The organism is Dendrosporobacter sp. 1207_IL3150 (assembly GCF_036763085.1).
Classification (GTDB): domain Bacteria; phylum Bacillota; class Negativicutes; order DSM-1736; family Dendrosporobacteraceae; genus JBAIYU01.
Genome location: NZ_JBAIYU010000017.1, coordinates 137,688 through 160,113, shown reverse-complemented (window position 1 = coordinate 160,113; position 22,426 = coordinate 137,688). Strand labels below are relative to the sequence as shown.

The following is a 22,426-nucleotide window of genomic DNA, read 5'->3' as shown; positions in this document are numbered from 1 at the left end:
AGTACTACTGTAAAGTACTTGCACGTTCTAAAGGACTTATAATATCTGTTATTCTGACACCAAAATTCTCATCAATAACAACAACTTCACCTTTTGCAATTAGCTTACCGTTAACTAAAACATCTACGGACTCCCCAGCAAGCTTATCAAGTTCTACTACCGACCCGGGTGCAAGTTCTAAAATCTCACGAATAAGCTTTTTTGTCCGCCCCAACTCAACAGTTACCTGAAGCGGCACATCTAATATTAAGTTAATATTGGTATCAGCAACTGGTATTGTGTTAGGTGCTAATGGAGCAAATTGAACTGGCTGCACCGCAACATTTTGCTGAGCTCTCTTTTGCATTGGAACCGCAGCAACAGCAGCCTGCTGAGCATAAGCTGTACTTGGCTGTTCGGCAGCCTTAGGAGGAGCCGCACTAGCTTTAGGAGACTGGGCAACTGCAGGTGGTTCTTGAACAGCGGTGAATAAATTCTCCACCATATCTTTAGATATATCAAGCGGAAGTATTTGCATTATTTCACTATCAATTAAATCTTCAACTTCCATCCTAAAAGCAACTTTTACAATATGATCATTTATCGGTACTGAATTGGTAATTGCCGAATCTGTCGCAAAATCTACAATATTCACATTAGGCGGAGAAATGTCGATTTTTTTTCTAAAAATAGTAGACATTGAAGTAGCTACCGAACCCATCATTTGGTTCATGGCTTCCCCAACAGCACTCATATAAAGTTCATTTAGCTGGGTTGGAGGGTTTGTCCCATCTCCTCCCATCATAAGATCAGCTATAATTAAGGCATCTTGCTCACGCATAGCAAGTAAATTCGTCCCTACAATCCCATGTGTATAACCGACTTCAATAACTAAGTACGGTAATGGATATTGACCCTGTATCTCTTTTAACGTAGAAACAGACACTCTTGGAGTAGTTATAGAAACACGCCGCCCTAGTAAAACTGAAAGTGTTGTGGCTGCACTTCCCATCGAAATATTACCTATTTCGCCTAAAGCATCTTTCTCCATGTCCGAAATACTAGGTACAGAAGAAGACGGCGCAGCTGGCTCTCCGCGTAATAGGGCATCAATTTCGTCTTGTGAAAGAAACCCGTCACTCATCACTGTCATCTCCTTCCATAACAATTTGCGATATCTGTACCGCAACCTTTTTCCCCGAAACTCCAGGTTTACAGCGAAATTTTTCTCTATGACCAATTATTACGCTTAAGTCACTTCCAACTTTGGTTTCCAGCTGCAAAACATCACCGACAGCTAAATCCAGCAACTCGTTAACCTTTACGGTGATTTGTCCAAGCTCTACTACCATTGGTATTAAAGTCCTTTCCAACTTTCGCTGCAAAGCACTAATATGTTCTGGATGCTCTTGCTTTGAAACCGAAGAAGCCACCCAAAAAGTTGTTGTAAGTTTCGACATTATAGGTTCTAAGACCAAGTATGGTATGCAAATATTAATTAATCCCTCTACTTGACCTATCTTAGTTTGTAGAGTAATTATTACGACCATATCATTAGGTGGTACAATTTGTGTAAATTGAGGGTTAGTTTCAATTGCTTCTAACCTCGGTTCAATCGCAACAACTTGTTTCCATGCCTCTTGGAAACTCTCTAGAGCTTTATTCATCACTCTTCTAGTTATAGCCTCTTCGATATCAGTCAAAGCCCGGGTTTTAGCCGGTGGTAATCCAGGTCCCCCAAACAATCTGTCTATTATTGAAAAAACTATATTAGGGTTAAGTTCCAAAATGACATTGCCCTTTAGTGGACGCATATTAAAAATCCCAATAACACTTGGGTTTGGTAATGACCGTATAAATTCCTCATAAGTTAGCTGATCTACCGAAGCTACATTTATGTGAACAAGCGCCCTTAGATGTGCCGAGAGGTAGGTGTTCAAAAGACGAGCAAAATTCTCATGCAGCATATTCAGAGTGCGAATTTGGTCTTTAGAAAACTTATCAGGGCGTTTAAAATCATATACTTTTATTTTACGCTGTTTGTGTTCTACCTTAATATCTTCCGCTGATACAACACCTGTTGACAATGCTGATAATAGGTCATCAATTTCCGACTGCGACATTACATCAGACCCTGACAAAATTCCCCCTCCTTCCACACCTTTATTATATATCTTTTGTTATAGCTAATCTATAATACTACTGCAAGACAAAGTTGGTAATGTATACCTCATATACTCTCTCTTGACCAAGTGCCTTGTTAACTTCATTCTTAATGATTTCTTTGAGCTGCTCCTGTTTACCAGGATCAAAGTCTTCTACTTTCTGTGATCTCAGTAATTGAACAACAGTATCTAAAACTTTAATTTCCGTAGGTGAAGGCATTTTCCCTTCCTTCGGAGGATCATTCTTGTCAGGTTTTAACTCTACAATAATACCGATTTTTAAGAAGCGCCCGCTGTTAACACCGCCAATATTTAATATTAATCCATCCTTTGCATCGCCTAGTTTAATAAACACGCCAGGCTCATGCTGTGTGGTCTTTTTATCAGTAGCTTTGTCAGCAACAATTTTTGTCGCTATATAATAAGAAACTCCTCCAGCCAACAAAAGTCCAAAAACAATCATCCCAACTATTAGCATTAAAGAAAACTTCTTTTCACCTTCTGCCAACTTCTACACCTCCATTCCAGAACAACTATAGTTTAGTAACTAAATTACTTTATAGTAATACTAATCCATTGCTATATTCCAAATTATGCCTGTACAGCAAGATCACACATACTTTCCTAATATTAAAAGAACCATGTTATTATCTAGCGAAAGTTGCGGAAAATAGCTCTTCTATAATCCATAACACGTCTTACAACTTCATCCATCGATTCTTCTACAATTAGCTTTTTGCCTGAAGTCAGGGTTATAACTGTGTCTGGAGTTTCTTCAATTGTCTCAATAATCTCTGCATTAAGCACAAAATCGTCGTCGCATTTTAATCTAGTAAGTCTTATCATATTACGCCCTCCAACTTAAGTATAGGGGGGAGTCCCCCCCTATTAGATTAACGTTTAAGATTAGCTAAATCTTGAAGCATTTCATCAGTTACAGTAATTATTTTGGAATTTGCCTGGAATCCACGCTGAGTAATAATCATATTACTGAATTCTTGAGCTAAATCAACATTTGACATCTCAAGTGATCCAGGATTGAAGCCTCCCCTGCCTCCAGAACCAGAAGGTCCTACTTGTGGTTCACCCGAGTTGTTTGACTTGATATACATATTATCGCCAACTTTAGTTAAACCAGCTGGATTATTGAAGGTCGACAGGCACACTTGAGCTAGTTTTTGAGTTTGCCCGTTACTGAATTTACCGATAATAGTACCAGTACCATCAATTGTAGTCTGTTCTAAAGTTCCTGCTGCATACCCATCTCTATCAACTGCCTGGGCAGTTGATTCTCCACCGTACTGAGTAAGACCGGTGAAATTGGGTGTAACAGAAACCGTAGCTGCCCCTGCAGGATCAAATGTAAACGCTGTAGCTGGCGTTGCACTATCAAAACTACCATCTGTATTAAAGTTAATTGTATATGTTCCCCCGGTAATCGTAATTGGCGGGGTATCGGCGGTTTGCGTTCCTGATGAAAACGTCCATTGATTTGCCGTAGCAGTTTTCGTAAATACCCCTGCGATTTTATGTGTATTACCTTTACTGTCATATACAGTAATAGAGGCAGGCACGGTAGTTCCGGTAGCGGCATCACCTGACAAGTTATTAGCATATGTAATAGAAGTAGACGGTTTAGCCGCCATTGAACTGCCCACCGGTATTTGAATCGGCGTTACCGGCTGATTAGTATCAATATTCCCCTCAGTGCCTTTCCAGCCCATAACTTTGTAACCGCTTCCCGGCACAAGGAAATTACCCTGGTTATCAAAATCAAAAGCGCCAGAGCGGGTATAAATTTGGTTCATACCATCTGATAAGACAAAAAAACCTGATCCTGAAATAGCTAAGTCTGTCTGTTTTCCAGTTGGTTGAGTGCTACCATCAGTGAAAAGTGTATCAATACTTGCTAACCCCATACCAAGACCAACCTGCATTGGATTAGTACCACCTAGGTTGCCTTGTCCACTAGAAGCACCCTGGATAGTTTGGTTAAGCATATCCTGAAAGTTTACTCTGCTAGCTTTAAAGCCAACAGTATTTACGTTAGCAATGTTGTTACCAATAACATCCATACGAGTCTGATGATTACGCAAACCGGAAATTCCGGCAAATAATGAACGCATCATAATAAAACGACCTCCTATAAATTTCAATTTTACTAGCTAATTAGCTGCTTCAATCATTCAGCAGCCAGGGCTTCCTCAAGAGGTCCAGCCCTAAATAATTACTGCACTATCGATATTTGTAAACACATTATCTTTCATACTTGTTCCATCTATCGCAGTAATTACTGTCTTATTCTTCACACTGACAACCAATGCCAAATTATCCATCAATACAAGCGATTCCTTAGCACCTTTTTGTGCCGCCTTGTCAACAGCGTTATTTAATTTTGCTACATCAGCCTCACTAAGTTTTATGTTTCGACTATTCATACGCTGCAAAGCGTGCTGTGAAAATTTTACACCTAATTCTTTTTGGAGAGCTTCTTTAAATATCCCCTTATTATCCGCTTCAGTGTAAGACGATTGCCGTGGTTTAATCGTTGTACCGCCCGGATTATGGGGAATGTGAATTACTTGTTGAAAGTAAATTCGATTATCACTACTCATAACACCCCATCCTTATCAAAAATCTATATATGCAGCCCAACATCGGTAATTGCCGAAAGATCAAGACGATTCTCCACCGCCAGACTTTTAACCTTAGTCAGCTCTACAGTAACTTCAACCGGGTCAGCCTTTGACGCTATTTTTTCATCAATAACGAGTTTTTGTTTGCCCTCATCATTTTGGATATTAGTCACAACCCCTGTGTGTTCTTTGCTGTCACTATCGAGCCATTTAACAGTTTTACCCATAAGACTCTCATCAGATTGCAACTTACCATTAGCAATTGTAACATCAGAGTACACGACTAGTTTTGGTTGACCATTTATAACACTTACGCCGCCTACTACTCCCGTTTTTTCTGCATAAGTACTAGAGTCATTCCACTTAACTCTATTACCAATCATGCCACTGGCTTGAGTTGTAAGAAGGTTTGAATTCATATTCTGCATTTGCTCTAGACTGGAAAACTGTGCCATTTGGGAAATAAATTCTTTATCTTCCATTGGGTTCATTGGATCTTGATAGCGGAGCTGTGTTACTAGTAATTGTAAAAATTCATCTTTTCCCATTTCATCATTTGCTTTGCGTGTTCCTTGGTTAGTTGCTGAAGTGTTAACGTTCGATGTACCATTAACGGTTGACATTCTATCCCTCCTATATTCGGTAATCAACACCTGTATCTACTCTAAGCTGAGATTTAATAGTCGATTCGGAATCTTCAAAGGCTTCTTCTGCAATCTTCTTATTATTGAATTTCACCACAGGCTGCTTTGGTGCTTCTCGTTGTCCATTAGATAAAAACTGCCCTAATCCCGAATAAACCCCTACATTATCTACCTTCAACCCTTGATTTGTCATTTCTTGTTTCAATTGGACTAAAGATGACTCAATCACACTTCTAACTTCAGCATTATCTGAATGGAAGCTTGCACTGATTAGTCCCTTATCTACCGAAACCTTCAAGGTTAATTCGCCCAGATGTTCGGGTTTTAATTTAATTATCATTTCTGTTTCTTGAGTTCCTCTAACAAGCCGTGCTTTTTCGATTATCTGCTCGGCTATGTTGTGTGTGTCATTTACCTTAGGAGTATCACTTTGCTTTACGGTACCCAGGTCTGACTGAACGGCAGGTTGCTGTAATTTATTAATACTATCAATATTAGCAGTTTCCCGTTGGAGAACATTACTTGAAAAATCGTTTTTTTCTATTGAGTCGATTTTAGGACTAATGCCATTCTCCTGGTATGACTTACCCTCAGAATTTAGATTTAAGCTAGATTTAAGTAAGGTATCCACTCGTTTTTCAATACTTACAGGACTTTGTTTGTCGAGCGTTACATTAGATAAAGCTGCAGCAACCTCAACTTCAGATCCTTCATTGACCGGTTTATGTGTATTTTTTTGCCCTGTAGTTACATTTAAAACACTTACACCATTAACATCGTCATTTTTGTTAGAAGCTGAGTCAATACCTAAATCAGTAACGTCTTCTGCTAAAGCGCTGCTATTTTTTAGTGAATCTCTTATAACGGTAGTAATTGCAGCATTTTTTTCTGGTTTGGCTCCATCACTGTCGTCAATCAACGGTTTCACTAAAGAATCAGCACTAGGATTTATAACTTTCGCAACATTCGGCTCTTTACCTGACGTGATTAGCTGCTCACTCACTAAGAACTGATCAGTTTCCACAGAAGTGTTACTTATTATATCAGAAGCAAGAATATTAGATAGTTTACTATTATCATCTATGACTACCGAATTCGAAATTTCTTGAGCAGGCACTTGTACTTGTATAACATTACTAGAAATCGAAGGCATCGCGACAAATGGAGCAATAAAGGGCATTATTACTACCTGATCTGAATTCGTGCTCTGTGTTTCACGTTCGGACAATCCACTTTGACTGGACGGTTCCTGGAGGTTTGCCTTGTCTTTTAAGTCTGATTTTTCATAAGATACTTCAGACATTACTTTAGTAAATTCCTTAGACTTCTCTTTATCTAGACTAGTATTTGGCTTGTTTTTATACGTAGATTTGCTTTGTTGATTATTAACTAAAATTAACGATTCTGTCATTTAATTCACCCCCTTTCCTATACCACTTATAACAAGTTTTGTTAATTGCTTACTGCTTGACCTTTGAGTATTAACTCAGTTAGTCTTGCAGATCTCTTACTATCTAGTGAAGATAGAATTTTCGCAGCCTGATCTTCTTCCATTTTGTTTAGTATTGCTAAAACCGTTGGGTCATCTAGCTGATTTAGAATATTAGCAGCCTCAGTTGGCTTCATTGAACTATATAATCGTGCCAATTTACTTATTTTCTTTGCTTCTTCTTGCTGTTTTTCTTTAGCTAATTTATCCCGCTCTGTTGTATCAAGTTTACTTATGGAATTAATTTGAGACTGAGCCTGAGGTAAAACCTCTTGCGGAGATTTATTCACCTGAGGTTTATCTGTATTAGTTTTAGTGTCATCAATATCGACTGTTTCAAAATTCGTTTTTGGTCTCTCAAAATACTTACCGATAACTGGCTTATCATAAAGCTTCCACTTATCCCCAATATCCTGGATATCAATAAACTTCAAATATATTCCTAATGCAAAACCTGCTCCTCCAAGCATAACTAAAACTAATAATACAGCAACAATCTTTGATACATTACCAGATGGTTTTTCAATATTTGCAGGTTTAGTATCTTTTTTTATATTTTGAGCCATATAATTACTCCTGCCTTCTGTTACTGCGAATTACGATATTGCTGCATTACTTTACCAACATAATTTTGGGTCTCAGCGTATGGCGGTATACCATTATACTTTATTACTGTTTGTGGTCCGGCATTATAAGCAGCCACAGCTTTTACAACATCCCCATTAAAAGTACCTAAAAGTTCTTTTAGGTATTTAACGCCACCATCAATGTTTGCACTAGCATCATGTATATTAGTTACACCCAAATAGCTGGCTGTATCAGGCATCAATTGCATGACACCTACTGCACCAGCCGAAGATACCACATTTTGATTATATCCGGACTCATTTTCAGCAATTGCATTAACCAACTTAGGGTCTACTCCATGCTTCTTAGCAGATTTACGGAGTAAATCGATGATTTCCGATGGTTTTGACTTTGAAATCAATTGCTTGGCTTCATTTGAGTTAATTCCCGCATTTTGCACAGCATTATTCAATGCTTCACTAAAACTGCCATTAGCTTTAGGTGTAAGCTTTGCAAAACGCTGCTCGATGTTATTAATACGTTGTACAACACTATTAATCCCACTCATTAAAATCACCTTACCTGTCTTACGTACAGCTGCATGCCCAAATCATCTAAATATTGCTGTTCCTCACGTAGTAGTTCTGCATTAAATTGTCCTAGCCTTTTACTGTGAAGTTCTTCAATTACTTTTAAATTTTTCAATGCCTCATCCAGAGACCTTAACGCTTGAAGTTTCTCTAATTCAGCCACTTTGACGCGTTCTACCTGCAATGCAATTTCGTCTTTTGTTTTCGAAAAATAGCAATTATATGATTTAATAACTTCGATACAGATAATTTGACTTTGAGCATCTCGAAACGTCTTCATGCTTTCAGCCAAACGTTTTTCTATATTATCTAACAATGCTTTAGCAGCAAGAAGTTTGTTTTCTGCAGCAGCAAAATTAGTTTGTGCTTGTTCTTTATGCATACTTCGAACTTTCAGTAAGGTGTCTAAACGAAACTTGAATTTTTTCATGAAGTGCACCTCAATTAAATATTAGGATACTAATCCAATTAGTTTATTAATAGTCTCGTTCAGGCAATTAACTTCGTAAACATCTTGCCGTAAAAATTTCTTAATTTCATCAATCACACTTATTGCACGATCAATATCCTGATTGCTTCCTGATACGTAGGCACCAATATTTATAAGATCCTCAGCTTCACGATAGGCCGCTAAAGAAGACCTTAGCTTTTGAGCAGCCTGATAATGATCTTTTTCAACAATTTCTAGCATAACCCTACTAACGCTATTTAGAATATCAATTGCAGGGTAATGATTTTGAGCGGCAATATTACGAGACAATACGATATGCCCATCCAATATACTACGAACTGAGTCAGCGATTGGCTCGTTCATGTCATCACCATCAACTAGCACAGTATAAATACCAGTTATCGATCCACGTTCGCCTGTCCCTGCACGTTCTAACAATTTGGGCAACATTGCAAATACAGAAGGTGTGTATCCACGTGTTGCTGGTGGCTCACCTACAGTAAGTCCCACTTCCCGCTGTGCCATGGCAAAACGGGTTACTGAGTCCATCATTAAAATTACATCTGAGCCTTGATCTCTAAAATATTCAGCAATTGCAGTAGCCGTCATAGCCCCCTTAATGCGGACAAGTGCGGGCTGGTCGGATGTTGCAACAACTACTACAGAACGTTTTAATCCTTCTTCACCAAGGTCACGTTCAACGAATTCACGCACTTCACGACCACGCTCACCAATTAAAGCAATAACACTAATGTCAGCCTCGGTATTTCTTGCAATCATACCTAGAAGAGTACTTTTCCCAACACCGCTACCAGCCATAATACCAACACGCTGCCCTCGTCCCATAGTAAGTACTCCATCGATAGCTCTTACACCTACGGACAATTTCTCTGAGATACGTCTCCTAGAAAGAGGATGAGGAGGCTGTGTTGTTAAAGGATATTGAATTGATGGCAAAAGCGGTCCTTTGCCATCAATTGGATTTCCTAACCCGTCTAATATTCTCCCAAGAAGTTGTCTCCCTACTGTAACCTTCAAAGTACGCTGTGCAGATATAACTTCACACCCTGGACCGATCCCATGCATTTCACCAATCGGCATTAATAAAACTCTATTCTGCCTAAAACCGACAACCTCTGCAGGTATAGGGGCGCTATCCGAAGTACGAGGGCATACATAGCATAACTCTCCCAAATTCACACTTGGACCTTGGGATTCTATAACTAAACCTATTATCTGAGTTATTTTACCATTCATTTTAATAGATTCAGTCTGTTTAATTGCATTTAAATACTTATTGCTGTCAAATATTATCATTGCGTAACTTCCTGTAATGTTTTTGCAAGCACTTCGAACTGCGTGCTTATCCTCGCATCAACAGTACCATTAGAACTTTCTATTATACAACTTCCTATTTCAATAGTTTGATCATTAGCAATAGTTAAGGAATGTTCTCTGCCAACAATGACTTGTAGATCGCGCCGTGCTTGAAGGAGTAAATCGTAGTCCTCAGGATTAACCTTAATTACTATTTGATCCTGATCTCGAACCTTCTCTAAAGCATTTTTGACAATAGGTAGAACAACCATTGGGTTTTCGTCAATTTCGCGTACCAAAATTTTCCTAGCTACCGCAAGTGCAATTTCCAGGATATGACGCTCAGCATCCAACACACTATCGCGCATTTCCTGATCTGTCATTGACATTATCTGTTCACTCTTCTCTACCGCTTCGAGAAGAGTCTTTAGAGAATCTGCCAACGCAGCTTCTTTTCCTTTTACGTATCCATCGCTATACCCTTGTTCAAAACCAGCATTTTGCGCCTGGTTTCTTAATTCTTCAAGTTCCGCTTTTGCATCAGTAATTATTGTTTCCGACTGATTTTCAGCGTCAGCAATAATAGTTTTAGCTTGTTCATGTGCTTCTTTTAAAAGACGTTCCGCTTCAACACAAGAGTCATCATTATTTCTTTTCGTTTCGATTGCAATTGTACCACTGTTTATAATCCTGGGCGACTCACGCATTGAAACGCTTTTTAAAATTTTAGACAATTATCTCGTCCCCTTTACCACGTGAAACTATAATTTCACCTGATTCCTCGAGGCGTCTTATAACATTTACAACCTTTTGCTGTGCTTCTTCTACATCACGAATTCTAACTGGCCCCATATACTCAATTTCCTCTCGAAGCATTTCGGAAGCCCGTTTAGACATATTTTTATAAACTTTACCAGCAACTTCGCTCGAAGCCGCTTTAAGAGCCAACGCAAGATCCTTAGATTCAATCTCCCGCAGAACAAGCTGCAGAGAGCGGTCATCCAGCATAACAATATCTTCAAATACAAACATCCGGCGTTTAATTTCTTCTGCGAGTTCAGGATTTTGAACTTCTAAATTCTCAATAATTGTACGCTCTGTAGTACGGTCAACACGATTAAGTACTTCAACAATTGATTCCACACCACCAGCAGCAGTAAAGTCTTGTGTTACTAATGATGATAACTTTCTCTCGAGTATACGCTCAACATCTTTTAGAATATCAGGCGAAGTACGATCCATTGTTGCTATACGCTTAGCAACTTCCACCTGCCTATCGGGAGGTAGAGCAGAGATGATTGCTGCTGACTGATCAGGATGCAGATATGCCATAATTAATGCAATTGTCTGCGGATGCTCATTTTGTATAAAGTTAAGCAGTTGGCTTGGATCAGTTTTTCGAGCAAAATCAAAAGGCCTAATTTGAAGACTAGATGTAAGCCTATTGATTATCGAAACAGCTTTTTCTGAGCCGAGTGCCTTTTCAAGAACCTCTCGAGCATAATCCAATCCGCCTGAAGACAAATATTCCTTAGCCATGGCCATTTGATGGAATTCACTTATGACCTTATCACGCTGCTCTTGAGATACCTTGCGCTGATTTGCAATTTCTAATGTAATTTTTTCAATTTCATCTTCTCTCAAATGCTTAAAAACCTGAGCAGACGCCTCTGGGCCTAGAGAAATTAGTAATATTGCAGCTTTTTGTTTATTAGTCAATTCATTTGATTGATACATACGCCACCTACAGCTCTTTATTCATCGGCCAGCCATACTTTGATCAATTGCGCTACATCCTCCGGCTTCGACTTTGCCATCTTCTCGATTGCCTGGCGTTCAGTTGAGCGCTCTTGCTCCTCTTGCGACAGTTTTTTACTTTTAGCCTCAACAGGTTCAGGTTGTATTGAGTTTGCAGCAATCATCTGTTCCTTTTCATCTTCTTTTCGTCTCATATAAATACGAACAAGATACATTACTGCAATAATCGCAATAACCGCTAAACCAACCTTGATCCAAAAAGCTTGACTTTGCTGCTTAGCAAACTCTTGCTCTTCTTTTTGCTGTTTGTCCAACATTTCAGTATTAAACGCTATACTCTCGATAGATACTACATCACCACGAGCAGCATTGAGGCCTATAGCTGAGGATACCGTTTTAGCAAGGCTATCCTGTTGAACTTTAGTTATATTCGCATCAACTAGCACCGCTACCGTCAACCTTTTGATAGATCCAGGTGCGGAAACCACTTTTTCTTTTGTCTCGTTTATTTCATAATTTCTAGTAACGTCTTTTTTCTCATAATTTGATTGCGAGTTATTACCAGTTACATATCCGGGAATATTTGAAGCCGTTCCAGCAGCCCCGCCTGGCGATAACGAATTTCCAGTATAGTTTTCATTAGTCTCTTGTGAACTTCGAATTATTCCTTTTTCGTCGACTACTGGTTCAAAAACCTGGCGATCCAAAGTACGCTGATCAAAACTCAATTCCACATTAACACGGGCTGCAGCTCTGCCAGTTCCAAGAACTTGATCTAGTAATGACTGAATGTTCTTTTGTAAATCATCTTGAACCTTTTTTGTCATCTCTAGTTGCGTCAGAGTTATAGCTCCAGACATTTCACTATCAGACTCATTAAGAATTCGTCCTAAACTATCTACAATCGTAACATTCTCAGCCTTTAGACCTTGAACGCTGTGAGCTACCAGATTTACTACACCTTTAATCTGCTGCTTATTTAGCTGGGCAGAAGGCCGTAGTTTCAGCATAATTGATGCGGTTGCTGGTTTTTCATTCTTTTTATATAAGCTGTCCTCAGGCAAAACAATATGAACCCGAGCTTTTTCAACTTCCGTCATCTGCTCAATAGTACGAGTTAATTCCCCTTGAAGTGCTTGCAGTAAATATACTTTATTCTGAAACTCAGTAACACCAAACTTATTTTGATCAAAAATTTCAAACCCTTTATGCCCACGCGGTAAACCTTGACTTGCAAGTTCTAACCTGACCCTATGGACATCTTTGGCTGAAACCAAGATAGCCGTTCCATTTGCCGTTTCCTGAGGCTCAAATGTTATTTTCGCTTCCTTAAGTTTTGCCGCCACTTCGCCTGCGTCTCTAGCTTCCATACCAGTAAATAAAGGAACGAGATCAGGACGGCCTCCCCACCAGTAACTCCAGGCTAAAATTGCCACGAATACCAGAACGGAAGAACCGACAATTATTGATCGTTCCTTTTTGCCTAGATTTTGCCAAAAGCGCAGAGACTGCTCTTTCCAACCGGCCATCGTCTCCACCCTTTCACTTTATAGCAAATATCGCTCTACACTTGCATGCGCATAACTTCCTGATACGCCTCTACTGCTTTATTACGCACTTGCATAGTCAACTGTAAAGCAATACTGGCCTTTTCAGTGGCGACTACTACTTGGGATATATCTTCAACTTTTCCAGCTGCTAAGTCCACAGACGATTTTGCAGCTTTTAACTGAAGATTATTAACATTATTTATAGCTTCACTTAAGAATTGCCTAAAATTCACATCGCCGCTAGGCAAAGTCTTCGAATTAACGTTCTTATCAACACTAATTGAAGCTAACTTTAAAGGTTCTATTCGCATCTATCTCTCCCTCACTATCTACCTATTTCAAGGGCTTTAAGTGCCATATTCTTAGCAGCATTTACAGCGGTAACATTTGCTTCATAAGAACGAGTAGCAGTAATCATGTCGACCATTTCAGAAACTATATTGACATTTGGCATGTCAACATAACCGTCTTTATTTGCATCTGGATGACTTGGTTCATACACTTTTCTAAGCGGCGAGTCATCTTTAGATATTCCTACTGCTTTGACTCCAAGACCGGCATCCATGTGCTGAGAAAGCATTTGTGAAAACGACGTTTGCCCTGAACGAGGTTCAAATATGACCAACTGTCGTCTGTAAGCCCCGCCTTGCGCCGTACGAGTTGTATTTGCATTTGCAATATTATTTGAGATAACATCCATGCGCAGACGTTCAGCTGATAACCCCGAAGCGGCTGCATTAATTGCATCAAACATGCCCATAACTAACGTTTCCCTTCGTTAATAACAGATTTTAAACCCGAAAAATAATTTCCTAGTTGCTGTGCCACAGCGTTATAGTAAATGTTGTTCTTAGCAAGTTCCGCCATTTCCACATCGATGTCCACGTTATTTCCGTCTGTCCGCATTGTAGTATTTGTAACCGTACTAACCTGAGGTTTTGAAGAAACTAATGATTGCTTTAAGGAAATATGCTTATTATTAGTATTCGCCAAAGCTAATTTGTTTTCATTCAGAGCATTTTGCAAAAAACTCTCAAAGACTACTTCGCTCTTTTTAAAATTCGGAGTATTAACATTAGCTATATTGTTACTAATTATTTTATGACGGAGCGAAGCTGCAGCAAGTGATTGTTCTAAAACTGAAGCACGAGGTGAAGAAAATAGCGACTTTAACACTGTAACCCCTCCTGATAAATTCCCTCGTTCCTTATAATGAGTTCATTCAACATAGTTCTACATAACGTATAAAATTCCTCTAATTTTTCACAATTTAACGAATTCATAACACAAATAGTTCTAGTCGACTAATAAGCTAGGACTTTAGTACTAATATGAAAATAACTAAGGAATATAGCTTTATGAAAAAACGATAGACAAATCCTAATTATATAAACAATAAATTACCACACGAGTTGTTCTCTTTTCAGTAAAAGCTGGTTCTGTCGTACAACACAACGCTTTACCTATATTCAGAGCAAAAAAAAAAATTACTCCGAACAGATGTCTGAACGGCGTAATTTTCATTTGCTATTATTTCTTTAACTTCTTTAGTTCTTCGAGTAATCGTTCATTTAAGACCTTTATATATGTACCTTTCATACCTAGGGACTTAGATTCTATTACTCCAGCACTCTCAAACTTACGGAGTGCATTTACTATAACAGAGCGAGTAATACCAACCCTGTCTGCGATTTTGCTAGCAACTAGCAACCCTTCATTACCTTCTAGTTCACTTAAAATATGCATAACAGCTTCAAGTTCTGAATATGACAGCGTCCCCAGTGCAACCTGAACTGTAGCCTTCTTACGCGCCTCTTCCTCGATTTTTTCACTTCTATCACGAAGTATTTCCATACCAACTACGGTTGCACCATATTCTGCTAATATTAGATCATCATCAGTGAACTCGGCATGAAATTTAGCGACAATCAATGTACCTATTCGCTCACCAACACCATGTATGGGTACAATTGTTGTGAATTTATCATTAAACATACATTCTGTACCTTGACTGAAAGTGCATAACCCGCTTTCAAGTCTTAAGTTAGGAGAAGTATCACTAATTTTTAGCAGCCATTCCACATATCGCTCTGGGAAATTACCTTGTGATAACACCCTATCTCTCATCAAATCGCATTCAAAATCATCCAAGAGGGCAAAACCTAGCACTTTACCATCTTTACTTACTATATAAACATTCGCATTAATGACAGTACTAAGCACACGTGAAATTTCATCATATTCAACATTTTCGGACTTTTGCAGCAGTTTATTTATTTTACGAGTACGTTCCAGCATTGATAACACTACATTCGACCTACCTTTCAACTACTTAAATAATAATTATAAATTTTATCGAACAAGGATTAATCTTTAAACCTAGTCAACTAAATACGGTCTATAAAATAAAGTGACTTAAATCTTGATTTATCACAATATGTGCTAATTTCGAATCGACATATTCTCGGTTAATTTCAATGTTTTTTTCACCTATATCTGGAGCTTCAAACGCTAGATCTTCCAAAAGTTTTTCCAAAATAGTATGCAGTCTTCTAGCTCCAATATTTTCCGTTTGAGAATTTACGCGGCATGCAATTTCTGCTAATTCATCAATAGCATCCTCTGTAAATTTAATTTTTATACCTTCAGTTTCCAGTAGGCATATATACTGTTTTAGCAAGGCATTCGCCGGCTCAGTTAAGATCTGCCTAAAATCAGCTTTAGAAAGATTTGTCAATTCTACTCTTATCGGAAATCTACCTTGCAGTTCTGGAATTAAGTCTGAAGGCTTGGAAATGTGAAAAGCACCTGCTGCAATAAACAAAACATGATCTGTCTTTATCGGTCCATGCTTTGTAACAACGGTAGATCCTTCTACGATGGGCAATATATCACGCTGAACTCCTTCTCGCGATACATCAGGTCCCGATGAATTACCGCGCCCAGCGACCTTATCTATTTCATCCAAGAAAATAATACCATAGTTTTCGGCTAAGTTTATCGCGCTCGCAATAACTTCGTCCATATCAATAAGCTTCTGAGCTTCTTCTTGAATGAAAATTTTCCTAGCATTCGCCACTGTAACTTTACGTTTCTTTTGCTTTTTAGGTAAAAAACTACCTAACATATCCTGGATGTTCATACCCATTTCTTCAACTCCAGAACCAGCAAACATTCCAACCATAGGATTAGAATTATCTTCCACGGATATCTCAATGAGTTCTTCTTCTAACTCGCCGTTATCTAGTCTTTTTTTCCACCATTCACGACCAGCGTTAAACTCAGGTTCTTGCTTAGTTTCTTCTGCGATCACCTGTCCGGTATTTGTATTTCCAGAAAACAAAATTTCAAAAGGATTTCGCGGCGTTTCGCGTTTTAAAGAAGGAATGAAATGCTCAATAATGCGTTCGTTTGCCAATTTACCAGCCTTGTCAGTTACCTCGGACATTTTTTCCTGTTTAACCATCCTTATCGATGTTTCGACAAGATCCCTTACCATGGATTCAACGTCTCGACCAACATAGCCAACCTCAGTAAATTTTGTTGCCTCAACTTTAACAAAAGGAGCATTGACTAATTTAGCTAACCGCCGAGCAATTTCTGTCTTACCAACACCAGTTGGACCAATCATCAGAATGTTTTTAGGGATAATCTCTTCTTTGAGTTCGGAAGAAAGTTGCTTACTTCGCCAACGATTTCTTAGTGCTACTGCTACTGACTTTTTCGCTTGACCCTGACCAACAATATATTTGTTTAATTCGCTGACAATTTGTTTGGGTGTCAGTTCGTTCAACTTCATCCCCCTCTTCAAAGTTCCTCTACGGAAATATGATGATTTGTATAAACACAAATATCCGCTGCTATTTCGAGCGCCTCTTTAGCTATACCTGCGGCGGATAAAGTAGAATGTTTTACAAGCCCCCTAGCAGCGGCCAGCGCATAAGCCCCACCAGATCCAATCGCAGTTACACCATCATCAGGCTCAATTACTTCACCATTACCCGAAATAATTAGCATCTTTTCGTTATCTGTTACGATCAAAAGTGCTTCGAGCTTACGTAAAACCCGATCTGTTCGCCATTCTTTTGCCAGTTCTACTGCTGAACGCATTAAATTGCCATTGAATTCTTCAAGTTTCGATTCAAATTTACTAAATAGAGTGAATGCGTCTGCTACTGAACCAGCAAAACCAGCTAGCACCTTGCCATGATATAGCCTTCGGACCTTTTTGGCATTATGTTTCATTACGGTATTACCGCCAAAAGTTACTTGGCCGTCACCAGCTATAGCCGTTTGTCCGTTATGCTTTACAGCTACTATTGTTGTAGCATGAAACATTCAGCCACCTCCTTATTAAAACAAGTGCTAAATTCTATTTTTATATTCAAAACACGGTACCGACACTTCTCGGCGACACAAGCCTTACGAGCATTGAGTTGAAATTAACATTTATTTAAAAATTTAGAAAGATAGATAAAAAAGAACCTCACACACACGATGCAATAGACAAATTCGACAACGCTCGTTTTTTGCCGATAGTTCACAACACTGTGTGGTGAAGCATTTTTATTTAAAATCAAATCACGTTTAACTCTTTCATTACCAAAAGTAGCCCACTTTAGTAAATTTAGTAAATAATCAATTTATTTATTTATATTATCACAGCACTACAATTTATGCAATATTTTGTCGAAGGTAGATTTGAAATTTTCTAAACTTTCTAATGCTCTTTCCCCAATCATCTTATTTTTAAGTTTTTTATCCCTTATCTTCTGACCAAGCGGGGGTAATAAACCAAAATTAATATTCATGGGTTGAAAGTTCTTTGAATCAGCGCTTGTAATATAATGGCATAAAGCCCCATGAGCTGTATCCTCAGGAAACACAACTGCATCTTGGCCTTTCAAAGCTAACGCTGCATTAATTCCTGCCACTAGACCACTTGCAGCAGATTCAACATATCCCTCGACACCGGTTATTTGTCCTGCAAACATAATTCTAGAATCAGATTCCATTTGTAATGTTGGGCGTAATATTCGTGGCGAGTTAATAAATGTATTGCGATGCATTACTCCATATCGAACAAACTCGGCTTTTTCCAGACCTGGAATTAACCTAAACACTCTGCTTTGCTCCGGCCATTTTAGATGAGTCTGAAATCCAACAATATTATACAGCGTTGCAGCCGAGTTATCCTGCCGAAGTTGAACTACTGCATACGGCATTTCTCCAGTTACAGGATGCTTCAAGCCAACTGGCTTTAGTGGTCCAAAACGCAATGTATCAACACCCCGCGAAGCCATCTCTTCCACAGGCATACAACCTTCAAAGAAAATTGCCTTTTCAAAGTGTTTTAGTTCCGTTTTTTCAGCATTAACCAATTCATTCCAAAATAAGTCATATTCTTCCTTGGTCATTGGACAATTCAGATAATCATCGTCACCTTTCCCATAACGCGATGCCCTATATATTTTATTCATATCCAGCGAGTCTCCAGAAATAATTGGTGCAGCAGCATCGTAAAAATATAAATATTCCTGGCTCGTTAATTTCGCTATCTTTTCGGCGAGCGATGGTGAAGTCAGCGGACCACTTGCAATAATAATAAGTTCACTACTAGGAATATCGGTAAGTTCTTTATTTACAATTTGCACATTTGGATGGTTCTTAAGACTCTCTGTAATATAATTACTAAATGAAGTTCGATCAACAGCTAGTGCACCACCAGCAGGAACTCTCGTCGCATCCGCTGCCTTCATTATTAACGAATCTAATTTTCGCATTTCCTCTTTAAGTAAGCCTACAGCATTTTCTAGCGCCGCGCCGCGTAACGAATTGCTACATACAAGTTCACCAAAGCCACCCGTGTGATGCGCAGGCGTCATAACACCCGGTCTCATTTCAATTAAGTCAACATTAATTCCAGCTTGTGCGATCTGCCAAGCAGCTTCACTGCCAGCTAAGCCAGCACCAACGACAGTTACTTTAGACATTATTTCCCCCGATTATTTCAATTATTTTTCTTTTTGCCTTTTTTAGTTTTAGCTGTTTTGCCAGGTTTACTGCTGTCAGCTTTTTTTTCCTTTTTCTTAAGTTCTTTGTTTATCGGACTATTCTCCCTGGTGGGGCATCCTTCATTATTGCAGTATAGTATAAATCGGCCGTTTTTGTAGTTATGACGTAAAAGTAAGTTTCCACAGCTTTGGCATGCTTCTTTTTGAGGAATATCCCAAGTAACAAAATCACATTCTGGGTAATTTTTGCAGCCGTAGAAATTCTTACCGCGTTTAGTACGACGTTCCACTATATTTCCTTCGCATTTGGGGCACTTAACACCAGTATCTTTTAATATTGCTTTTGTATTGCGACATTCGGGAAAACCTGGGCAAGCAAGAAACTTGCCATAGCGCCCCTGTTTTACAACCATAAATTTACCACAGTTTTCACATGGTACATCAGATATCTCAACAGGAAGTTCTACCTGACCGATCTGCTCTTCCGCGTTTGCTAAGGTTTTTGAAAAAGGCTGATAGAACTCGTTTAACAATTCAACCCCTGAAGCTTTACCGTCAGCGATTTCATCCAATCTATCTTCCATAGCTGCAGTAAATTCAACATCTACTATCGTATTAAAGTATTCTTTTAATAAATCTACTACAACGATACCAAGTTCAGTAGGTTGAAACTTCTTGTCAACTCGGTTTACATAGCCGCGCTCTAATATTGTTTCAATAATAGGTGCATAAGTACTAGGCCGACCAATGCCATTCTCTTCAAGCGTTTTGACTAAAGAAGCTTCAGTATATCGCGGAGGCGGCTCAGTAAAATGTTGAACCGGGAGTATTTTTTGGAGTTTTAGAACTTCGCCTACTTCCAATTCAGGAAGCGTTACGTCTTTATCATTTTCTTGTTCGTCTTTTCCCTCTATATAAATAGCCATAAACCCTTTAAATTTTAATTTTGAACCGTTTGACCTTAAACCATATCTTCCAGCACCAATTTCTACTGTAATCGTATCATAAACCGCTGGTGCCATTTGACTGGCAATAAAGCGGTCCCATATTAAAGTATACAGTCTTAACTGATCGCGCGATAAACTATTGGCTAGACCTTGCGGATTTAGATCAACACTTGTCGGCCTAATTGCCTCATGCGCATCCTGAGATTTTTTTGTTGAGTAAACAGGTGGTTTTTCTGGCAGGTAGTTTTGACCAAAGCGCTCCGCTATATAGCTGCGCGCTTCTTGTTGAGCGACTTCGGATATACGAGTGGAGTCAGTTCTCATGTAAGTGATCAAGCCAACTGGCCCAGAGCTGCCTATCTCAAGTCCCTCATAAAGTTGCTGGGCAACCATCATTGTTTTACGAGAAGTAAAACCCAATTTGCGTGAGGCGTCCTGCTGCAGACTGCTTGTAATAAAAGGTGGTGATGGATTCCTTCTCCGTTCTCTCTTTTTGACATCACTCACCCGGAATTCCGACTGCTCTAATTCCGATTTAATTAAATTAGATTGCTCTTCATTATTTACATAACTTTTCTTTCCATCCACACTCACTAATTGAGCATCAAAAAGTGGTGTTTTCGGCTTCTGGCGCAATTTTGCTGCTATTGTCCAGTACTCCTCAGGTATAAAAGTTTGTATCTCTTTTTCTCGGTCACAAATCATTTTAACAGCAACAGACTGAACTCTTCCGGCACTTAGGCCTTTTCGAACCTTCCGCCAAAGCAGAGGACTTAGTTGATATCCGACAATTCTATCTAATAGCCGTCTAGCCTGCTGAGCGTCTACACGGTCAGAATTAATTGGACGAGGGCTTTTTACTGCATTTTGTATTGCAGGTTTTGTAATTTCGTTAAATACAATTCTACACGCCTTATCTGGCGATAAATTCAGGATATGTGCCAAGTGCCACGCAATAGCTTCCCCTTCACGGTCCGGGTCAGAAGCCAGAAATACTTTATCCGCCGTTTTAGCTGCATCTTTAAGGCTTTTAATTACATCTCCCTTTCCTCTTATATTAATATATTTCGGCGAAAAATTATTCTCTATATCTATACCAAACTGACTTTTCGGCAAATCTCTGAGGTGTCCCATTGAAGCTTTGACAGTATAATTCTTGCCCAAAAACTTTTCAATAGTCTTTGCTTTGGCAGGCGATTCAACTACTACTAAATTTTTACTCACCCAATACCCCCTTAATGGCGCGAACGTAGTATTGCGGACAGTGTTCTGCCACTAAACCACGTAGTTCTAATTGTAATAATATATATGAAATGACAGGAATCGTTAAATTAGTTTTCACAACTATTTCTTCAACCGTCAAAGGATTGTCAAAATTCAAGGTATTATATATGACTGTTTCATCTTTAGATAAACTCAATTCTCCCGCATTCTGTTTACATGCCCAGTTATATTCCTCTAAAATGTCATCAATGCTATCTATTAACTTTGCGCCTTGCTTTATTAGTTTATGGACACCTTTGCTTGCATCCGAAAATATACTTCCAGGTATTGCGAATACGTCCCGCCCATTATCTAAGGCATGTTCAGTAGTTATTAATGCTCCGCTCCTTTCAGCAGCTTCAACTACAACTACCCCCGCTGACAACCCGCTTATTATCCTATTTCTAGCAGGAAAAAAGGCAGCATGTGGAGTTGTTCCAGGTGCATATTCGGAGATAACCGTCCCGCAATCCGATATTTGGTCAAGTAAATATCGGTTCTCCGGAGGGTAACTGATATCAACACCACAACCTAAAACTGCAATAGTTTTCCCCGTGGTTAAAGCCCCTTTATGTGCCGCTGTATCAATACCTCGGGCCGCTCCACTTACCACACAGATATCAGCGGCGGCTAATTCTCTGCCTAACATATTCGCAGCATTTTTGCCATAGGCTGTCGACTGTCTAGAGCCAACTATTGCTATAAGTTTCTCTGACTTTGGCAGTATTCCTCGATAGAAAAACAAATCAGGTGGATTGTAAACATTTCGCAGTAAACCAGGATAATCCCTTTCGGATATATGACAAAGTTTAATATCTTGTTTAAACCACTTGTCAGCTAAATTTAGTATATCTATCTTTTCCCGAAGCAGAATTAAATTATTACAGATTGTTGCATCTATGTTTTTACAAAGCAATAAATCGTGCTTGCTGGCCTGCCATGCCTGCTGGGCACTGCCAAAGTAATCAATGAGTTTCTTTATCCTTGAGTTCCCAATTCCAGGAACCATCTGCAGCCCAGCTAAAAATATTTTTTCCATCTACTCACCGCCAGCCC

The 22,426-nt window shown here is 39.0% G+C and carries 24 protein-coding genes; all 24 read right to left on the bottom strand.

All coding sequences use genetic code 11. The annotated features are described in order from the left end of the window. Window positions 1–4: 4 nt before the first annotated feature. The 24 genes from fliY to dprA all read right to left on the bottom strand — a co-directional run bounded on the left by fliY (window position 5) and on the right by dprA (window position 22,409). Window positions 5–1,123 (bottom strand): flagellar motor switch phosphatase FliY, encoded by a 1,119-nt coding sequence (gene fliY / locus V6C17_RS09845; RefSeq protein ID WP_333522397.1) that lies wholly within the window; start codon window positions 1,121–1,123, stop codon window positions 5–7. Beyond that, window positions 1,116–2,120: a flagellar motor switch protein FliM gene (fliM, locus tag V6C17_RS09840; protein WP_333522396.1), complete on the bottom strand. Its 1,005-nt coding sequence runs from the start codon at window positions 2,118–2,120 to the stop codon at window positions 1,116–1,118. Before fliM ends, fliY begins: the two co-directional genes overlap by 8 nt. A gap of 58 nt (window positions 2,121–2,178) precedes the next feature. Then, window positions 2,179–2,652: a flagellar basal body-associated FliL family protein gene (locus V6C17_RS09835; protein ID WP_333522395.1), complete on the bottom strand. Its 474-nt coding sequence runs from the start codon at window positions 2,650–2,652 to the stop codon at window positions 2,179–2,181. 143 nt (window positions 2,653–2,795) lie between these two features. Further along, window positions 2,796–2,990 carry a flagellar FlbD family protein gene (locus V6C17_RS09830; protein ID WP_333522394.1) on the bottom strand — a complete coding sequence of 65 codons (195 nt, stop codon included), beginning with the start codon at window positions 2,988–2,990 and terminating at the stop codon, window positions 2,796–2,798. 47 nt (window positions 2,991–3,037) lie between these two features. After that, complete coding sequence (locus V6C17_RS09825; RefSeq protein ID WP_333522393.1) at window positions 3,038–4,273, bottom strand: flagellar hook protein FlgE; 1,236 nt, start codon at window positions 4,271–4,273, stop codon at window positions 3,038–3,040. Window positions 4,274–4,363: 90 nt separating this feature from the next. Next, window positions 4,364–4,759, bottom strand: a complete 396-nt coding sequence (locus tag V6C17_RS09820) for a TIGR02530 family flagellar biosynthesis protein (RefSeq protein ID WP_333522392.1) — start codon at window positions 4,757–4,759, stop codon at window positions 4,364–4,366. A gap of 23 nt (window positions 4,760–4,782) precedes the next feature. Continuing rightward, the gene (locus V6C17_RS09815; RefSeq protein WP_333522391.1) at window positions 4,783–5,403 is read right to left on the bottom strand and encodes a flagellar hook capping FlgD N-terminal domain-containing protein; all 621 of its coding nucleotides are present in this window, start codon (window positions 5,401–5,403) and stop codon (window positions 4,783–4,785) included. A 10-nt stretch (window positions 5,404–5,413) separates the two neighbouring features. Further along, entirely contained in the window at window positions 5,414–6,835 is a 1,422-nt protein-coding gene (locus tag V6C17_RS09810) for a flagellar hook-length control protein FliK (protein ID WP_333522390.1), read from the bottom strand. A 41-nt stretch (window positions 6,836–6,876) separates the two neighbouring features. Next, window positions 6,877–7,479 carry a MotE family protein gene (locus V6C17_RS09805; RefSeq protein ID WP_333522389.1) on the bottom strand — a complete coding sequence of 201 codons (603 nt, stop codon included), beginning with the start codon at window positions 7,477–7,479 and terminating at the stop codon, window positions 6,877–6,879. 20 nt (window positions 7,480–7,499) lie between these two features. After that, a complete protein-coding gene (locus V6C17_RS09800; RefSeq protein ID WP_333522388.1) occupies window positions 7,500–8,048 on the bottom strand; it encodes a lytic transglycosylase domain-containing protein in 549 nt (182 codons plus the stop codon). A gap of 5 nt (window positions 8,049–8,053) precedes the next feature. Then, window positions 8,054–8,500, bottom strand: coding sequence for a flagellar export protein FliJ (locus V6C17_RS09795; protein WP_333522387.1), 447 nt, complete (start codon window positions 8,498–8,500; stop codon window positions 8,054–8,056). A 21-nt stretch (window positions 8,501–8,521) separates the two neighbouring features. Continuing rightward, window positions 8,522–9,838, bottom strand: coding sequence for a flagellar protein export ATPase FliI (gene fliI / locus V6C17_RS09790; protein ID WP_333522386.1), 1,317 nt, complete (start codon window positions 9,836–9,838; stop codon window positions 8,522–8,524). After that, on the bottom strand, window positions 9,835–10,572 hold the full coding sequence (locus V6C17_RS09785; RefSeq protein ID WP_333522385.1) for a FliH/SctL family protein: 738 nt from the start codon (window positions 10,570–10,572) through the stop codon (window positions 9,835–9,837). Before V6C17_RS09785 ends, fliI begins: the two co-directional genes overlap by 4 nt. Then, window positions 10,565–11,575, bottom strand: a complete 1,011-nt coding sequence (gene fliG, locus V6C17_RS09780) for a flagellar motor switch protein FliG (protein WP_333522384.1) — start codon at window positions 11,573–11,575, stop codon at window positions 10,565–10,567. Before fliG ends, V6C17_RS09785 begins: the two co-directional genes overlap by 8 nt. A 17-nt stretch (window positions 11,576–11,592) precedes the next feature. After that, window positions 11,593–13,125, bottom strand: coding sequence for a flagellar basal-body MS-ring/collar protein FliF (gene fliF, locus V6C17_RS09775; protein ID WP_333522383.1), 1,533 nt, complete (start codon window positions 13,123–13,125; stop codon window positions 11,593–11,595). A gap of 35 nt (window positions 13,126–13,160) precedes the next feature. Continuing rightward, window positions 13,161–13,457, bottom strand: a complete 297-nt coding sequence (fliE, locus tag V6C17_RS09770; protein WP_333522382.1) for a flagellar hook-basal body complex protein FliE — start codon at window positions 13,455–13,457, stop codon at window positions 13,161–13,163. Between the two features lie 14 nt (window positions 13,458–13,471). Beyond that, a complete protein-coding gene (gene flgC / locus V6C17_RS09765) occupies window positions 13,472–13,906 on the bottom strand; it encodes a flagellar basal body rod protein FlgC (protein WP_333522381.1) in 435 nt (144 codons plus the stop codon). A gap of 2 nt (window positions 13,907–13,908) precedes the next feature. Beyond that, complete coding sequence (gene flgB, locus V6C17_RS09760) at window positions 13,909–14,322, bottom strand: flagellar basal body rod protein FlgB (protein ID WP_333522380.1); 414 nt, start codon at window positions 14,320–14,322, stop codon at window positions 13,909–13,911. Between the two features lie 354 nt (window positions 14,323–14,676). After that, entirely contained in the window at window positions 14,677–15,453 is a 777-nt protein-coding gene (gene codY / locus V6C17_RS09755) for a GTP-sensing pleiotropic transcriptional regulator CodY (RefSeq protein ID WP_333522379.1), read from the bottom strand. A 91-nt stretch (window positions 15,454–15,544) separates the two neighbouring features. Further along, window positions 15,545–16,945, bottom strand: a complete 1,401-nt coding sequence (gene hslU, locus V6C17_RS09750; RefSeq protein WP_333522378.1) for an ATP-dependent protease ATPase subunit HslU — start codon at window positions 16,943–16,945, stop codon at window positions 15,545–15,547. 8 nt (window positions 16,946–16,953) lie between these two features. Next, on the bottom strand, window positions 16,954–17,484 hold the full coding sequence (hslV, locus tag V6C17_RS09745; protein ID WP_333522377.1) for an ATP-dependent protease subunit HslV: 531 nt from the start codon (window positions 17,482–17,484) through the stop codon (window positions 16,954–16,956). Window positions 17,485–17,813: 329 nt separating this feature from the next. Next, window positions 17,814–19,139 (bottom strand): methylenetetrahydrofolate--tRNA-(uracil(54)-C(5))-methyltransferase (FADH(2)-oxidizing) TrmFO, encoded by a 1,326-nt coding sequence (trmFO, locus tag V6C17_RS09740; RefSeq protein ID WP_333522376.1) that lies wholly within the window; start codon window positions 19,137–19,139, stop codon window positions 17,814–17,816. A 17-nt stretch (window positions 19,140–19,156) separates the two neighbouring features. Beyond that, window positions 19,157–21,331, bottom strand: coding sequence for a type I DNA topoisomerase (gene topA / locus V6C17_RS09735; protein WP_333522375.1), 2,175 nt, complete (start codon window positions 21,329–21,331; stop codon window positions 19,157–19,159). Continuing rightward, the gene (gene dprA, locus V6C17_RS09730) at window positions 21,324–22,409 is read right to left on the bottom strand and encodes a DNA-processing protein DprA (RefSeq protein WP_333522374.1); all 1,086 of its coding nucleotides are present in this window, start codon (window positions 22,407–22,409) and stop codon (window positions 21,324–21,326) included. The genes topA and dprA overlap by 8 nt, the downstream gene beginning before the upstream one ends. Window positions 22,410–22,426: the final 17 nt, after the last annotated feature.

Coding starts and splice junctions, on each gene's coding strand:
- fliY (WP_333522397.1), bottom strand. CDS start 1,123: ATGAGTGACGGGTTTCTTTCACAAGACGAAATTGATGCCCTATTACGC.
- V6C17_RS09830 (WP_333522394.1), bottom strand. CDS start 2,990: ATGATAAGACTTACTAGATTAAAATGCGACGACGATTTTGTGCTTAAT.
- V6C17_RS09825 (WP_333522393.1), bottom strand. CDS start 4,273: ATGATGCGTTCATTATTTGCCGGAATTTCCGGTTTGCGTAATCATCAG.
- V6C17_RS09820 (WP_333522392.1), bottom strand. CDS start 4,759: ATGAGTAGTGATAATCGAATTTACTTTCAACAAGTAATTCACATTCCC.
- V6C17_RS09815 (WP_333522391.1), bottom strand. CDS start 5,403: ATGTCAACCGTTAATGGTACATCGAACGTTAACACTTCAGCAACTAAC.
- V6C17_RS09810 (WP_333522390.1), bottom strand. CDS start 6,835: ATGACAGAATCGTTAATTTTAGTTAATAATCAACAAAGCAAATCTACG.
- V6C17_RS09805 (WP_333522389.1), bottom strand. CDS start 7,479: ATGGCTCAAAATATAAAAAAAGATACTAAACCTGCAAATATTGAAAAA.
- V6C17_RS09800 (WP_333522388.1), bottom strand. CDS start 8,048: ATGAGTGGGATTAATAGTGTTGTACAACGTATTAATAACATCGAGCAG.
- V6C17_RS09795 (WP_333522387.1), bottom strand. CDS start 8,500: ATGAAAAAATTCAAGTTTCGTTTAGACACCTTACTGAAAGTTCGAAGT.
- fliI (WP_333522386.1), bottom strand. CDS start 9,838: ATGATAATATTTGACAGCAATAAGTATTTAAATGCAATTAAACAGACT.
- fliG (WP_333522384.1), bottom strand. CDS start 11,575: ATGTATCAATCAAATGAATTGACTAATAAACAAAAAGCTGCAATATTA.
- fliF (WP_333522383.1), bottom strand. CDS start 13,125: ATGGCCGGTTGGAAAGAGCAGTCTCTGCGCTTTTGGCAAAATCTAGGC.
- fliE (WP_333522382.1), bottom strand. CDS start 13,457: ATGCGAATAGAACCTTTAAAGTTAGCTTCAATTAGTGTTGATAAGAAC.
- flgC (WP_333522381.1), bottom strand. CDS start 13,906: ATGGGCATGTTTGATGCAATTAATGCAGCCGCTTCGGGGTTATCAGCT.
- hslU (WP_333522378.1), bottom strand. CDS start 16,945: ATGAAGTTGAACGAACTGACACCCAAACAAATTGTCAGCGAATTAAAC.
- hslV (WP_333522377.1), bottom strand. CDS start 17,484: ATGTTTCATGCTACAACAATAGTAGCTGTAAAGCATAACGGACAAACG.
- trmFO (WP_333522376.1), bottom strand. CDS start 19,139: ATGTCTAAAGTAACTGTCGTTGGTGCTGGCTTAGCTGGCAGTGAAGCT.
- dprA (WP_333522374.1), bottom strand. CDS start 22,409: ATGGAAAAAATATTTTTAGCTGGGCTGCAGATGGTTCCTGGAATTGGG.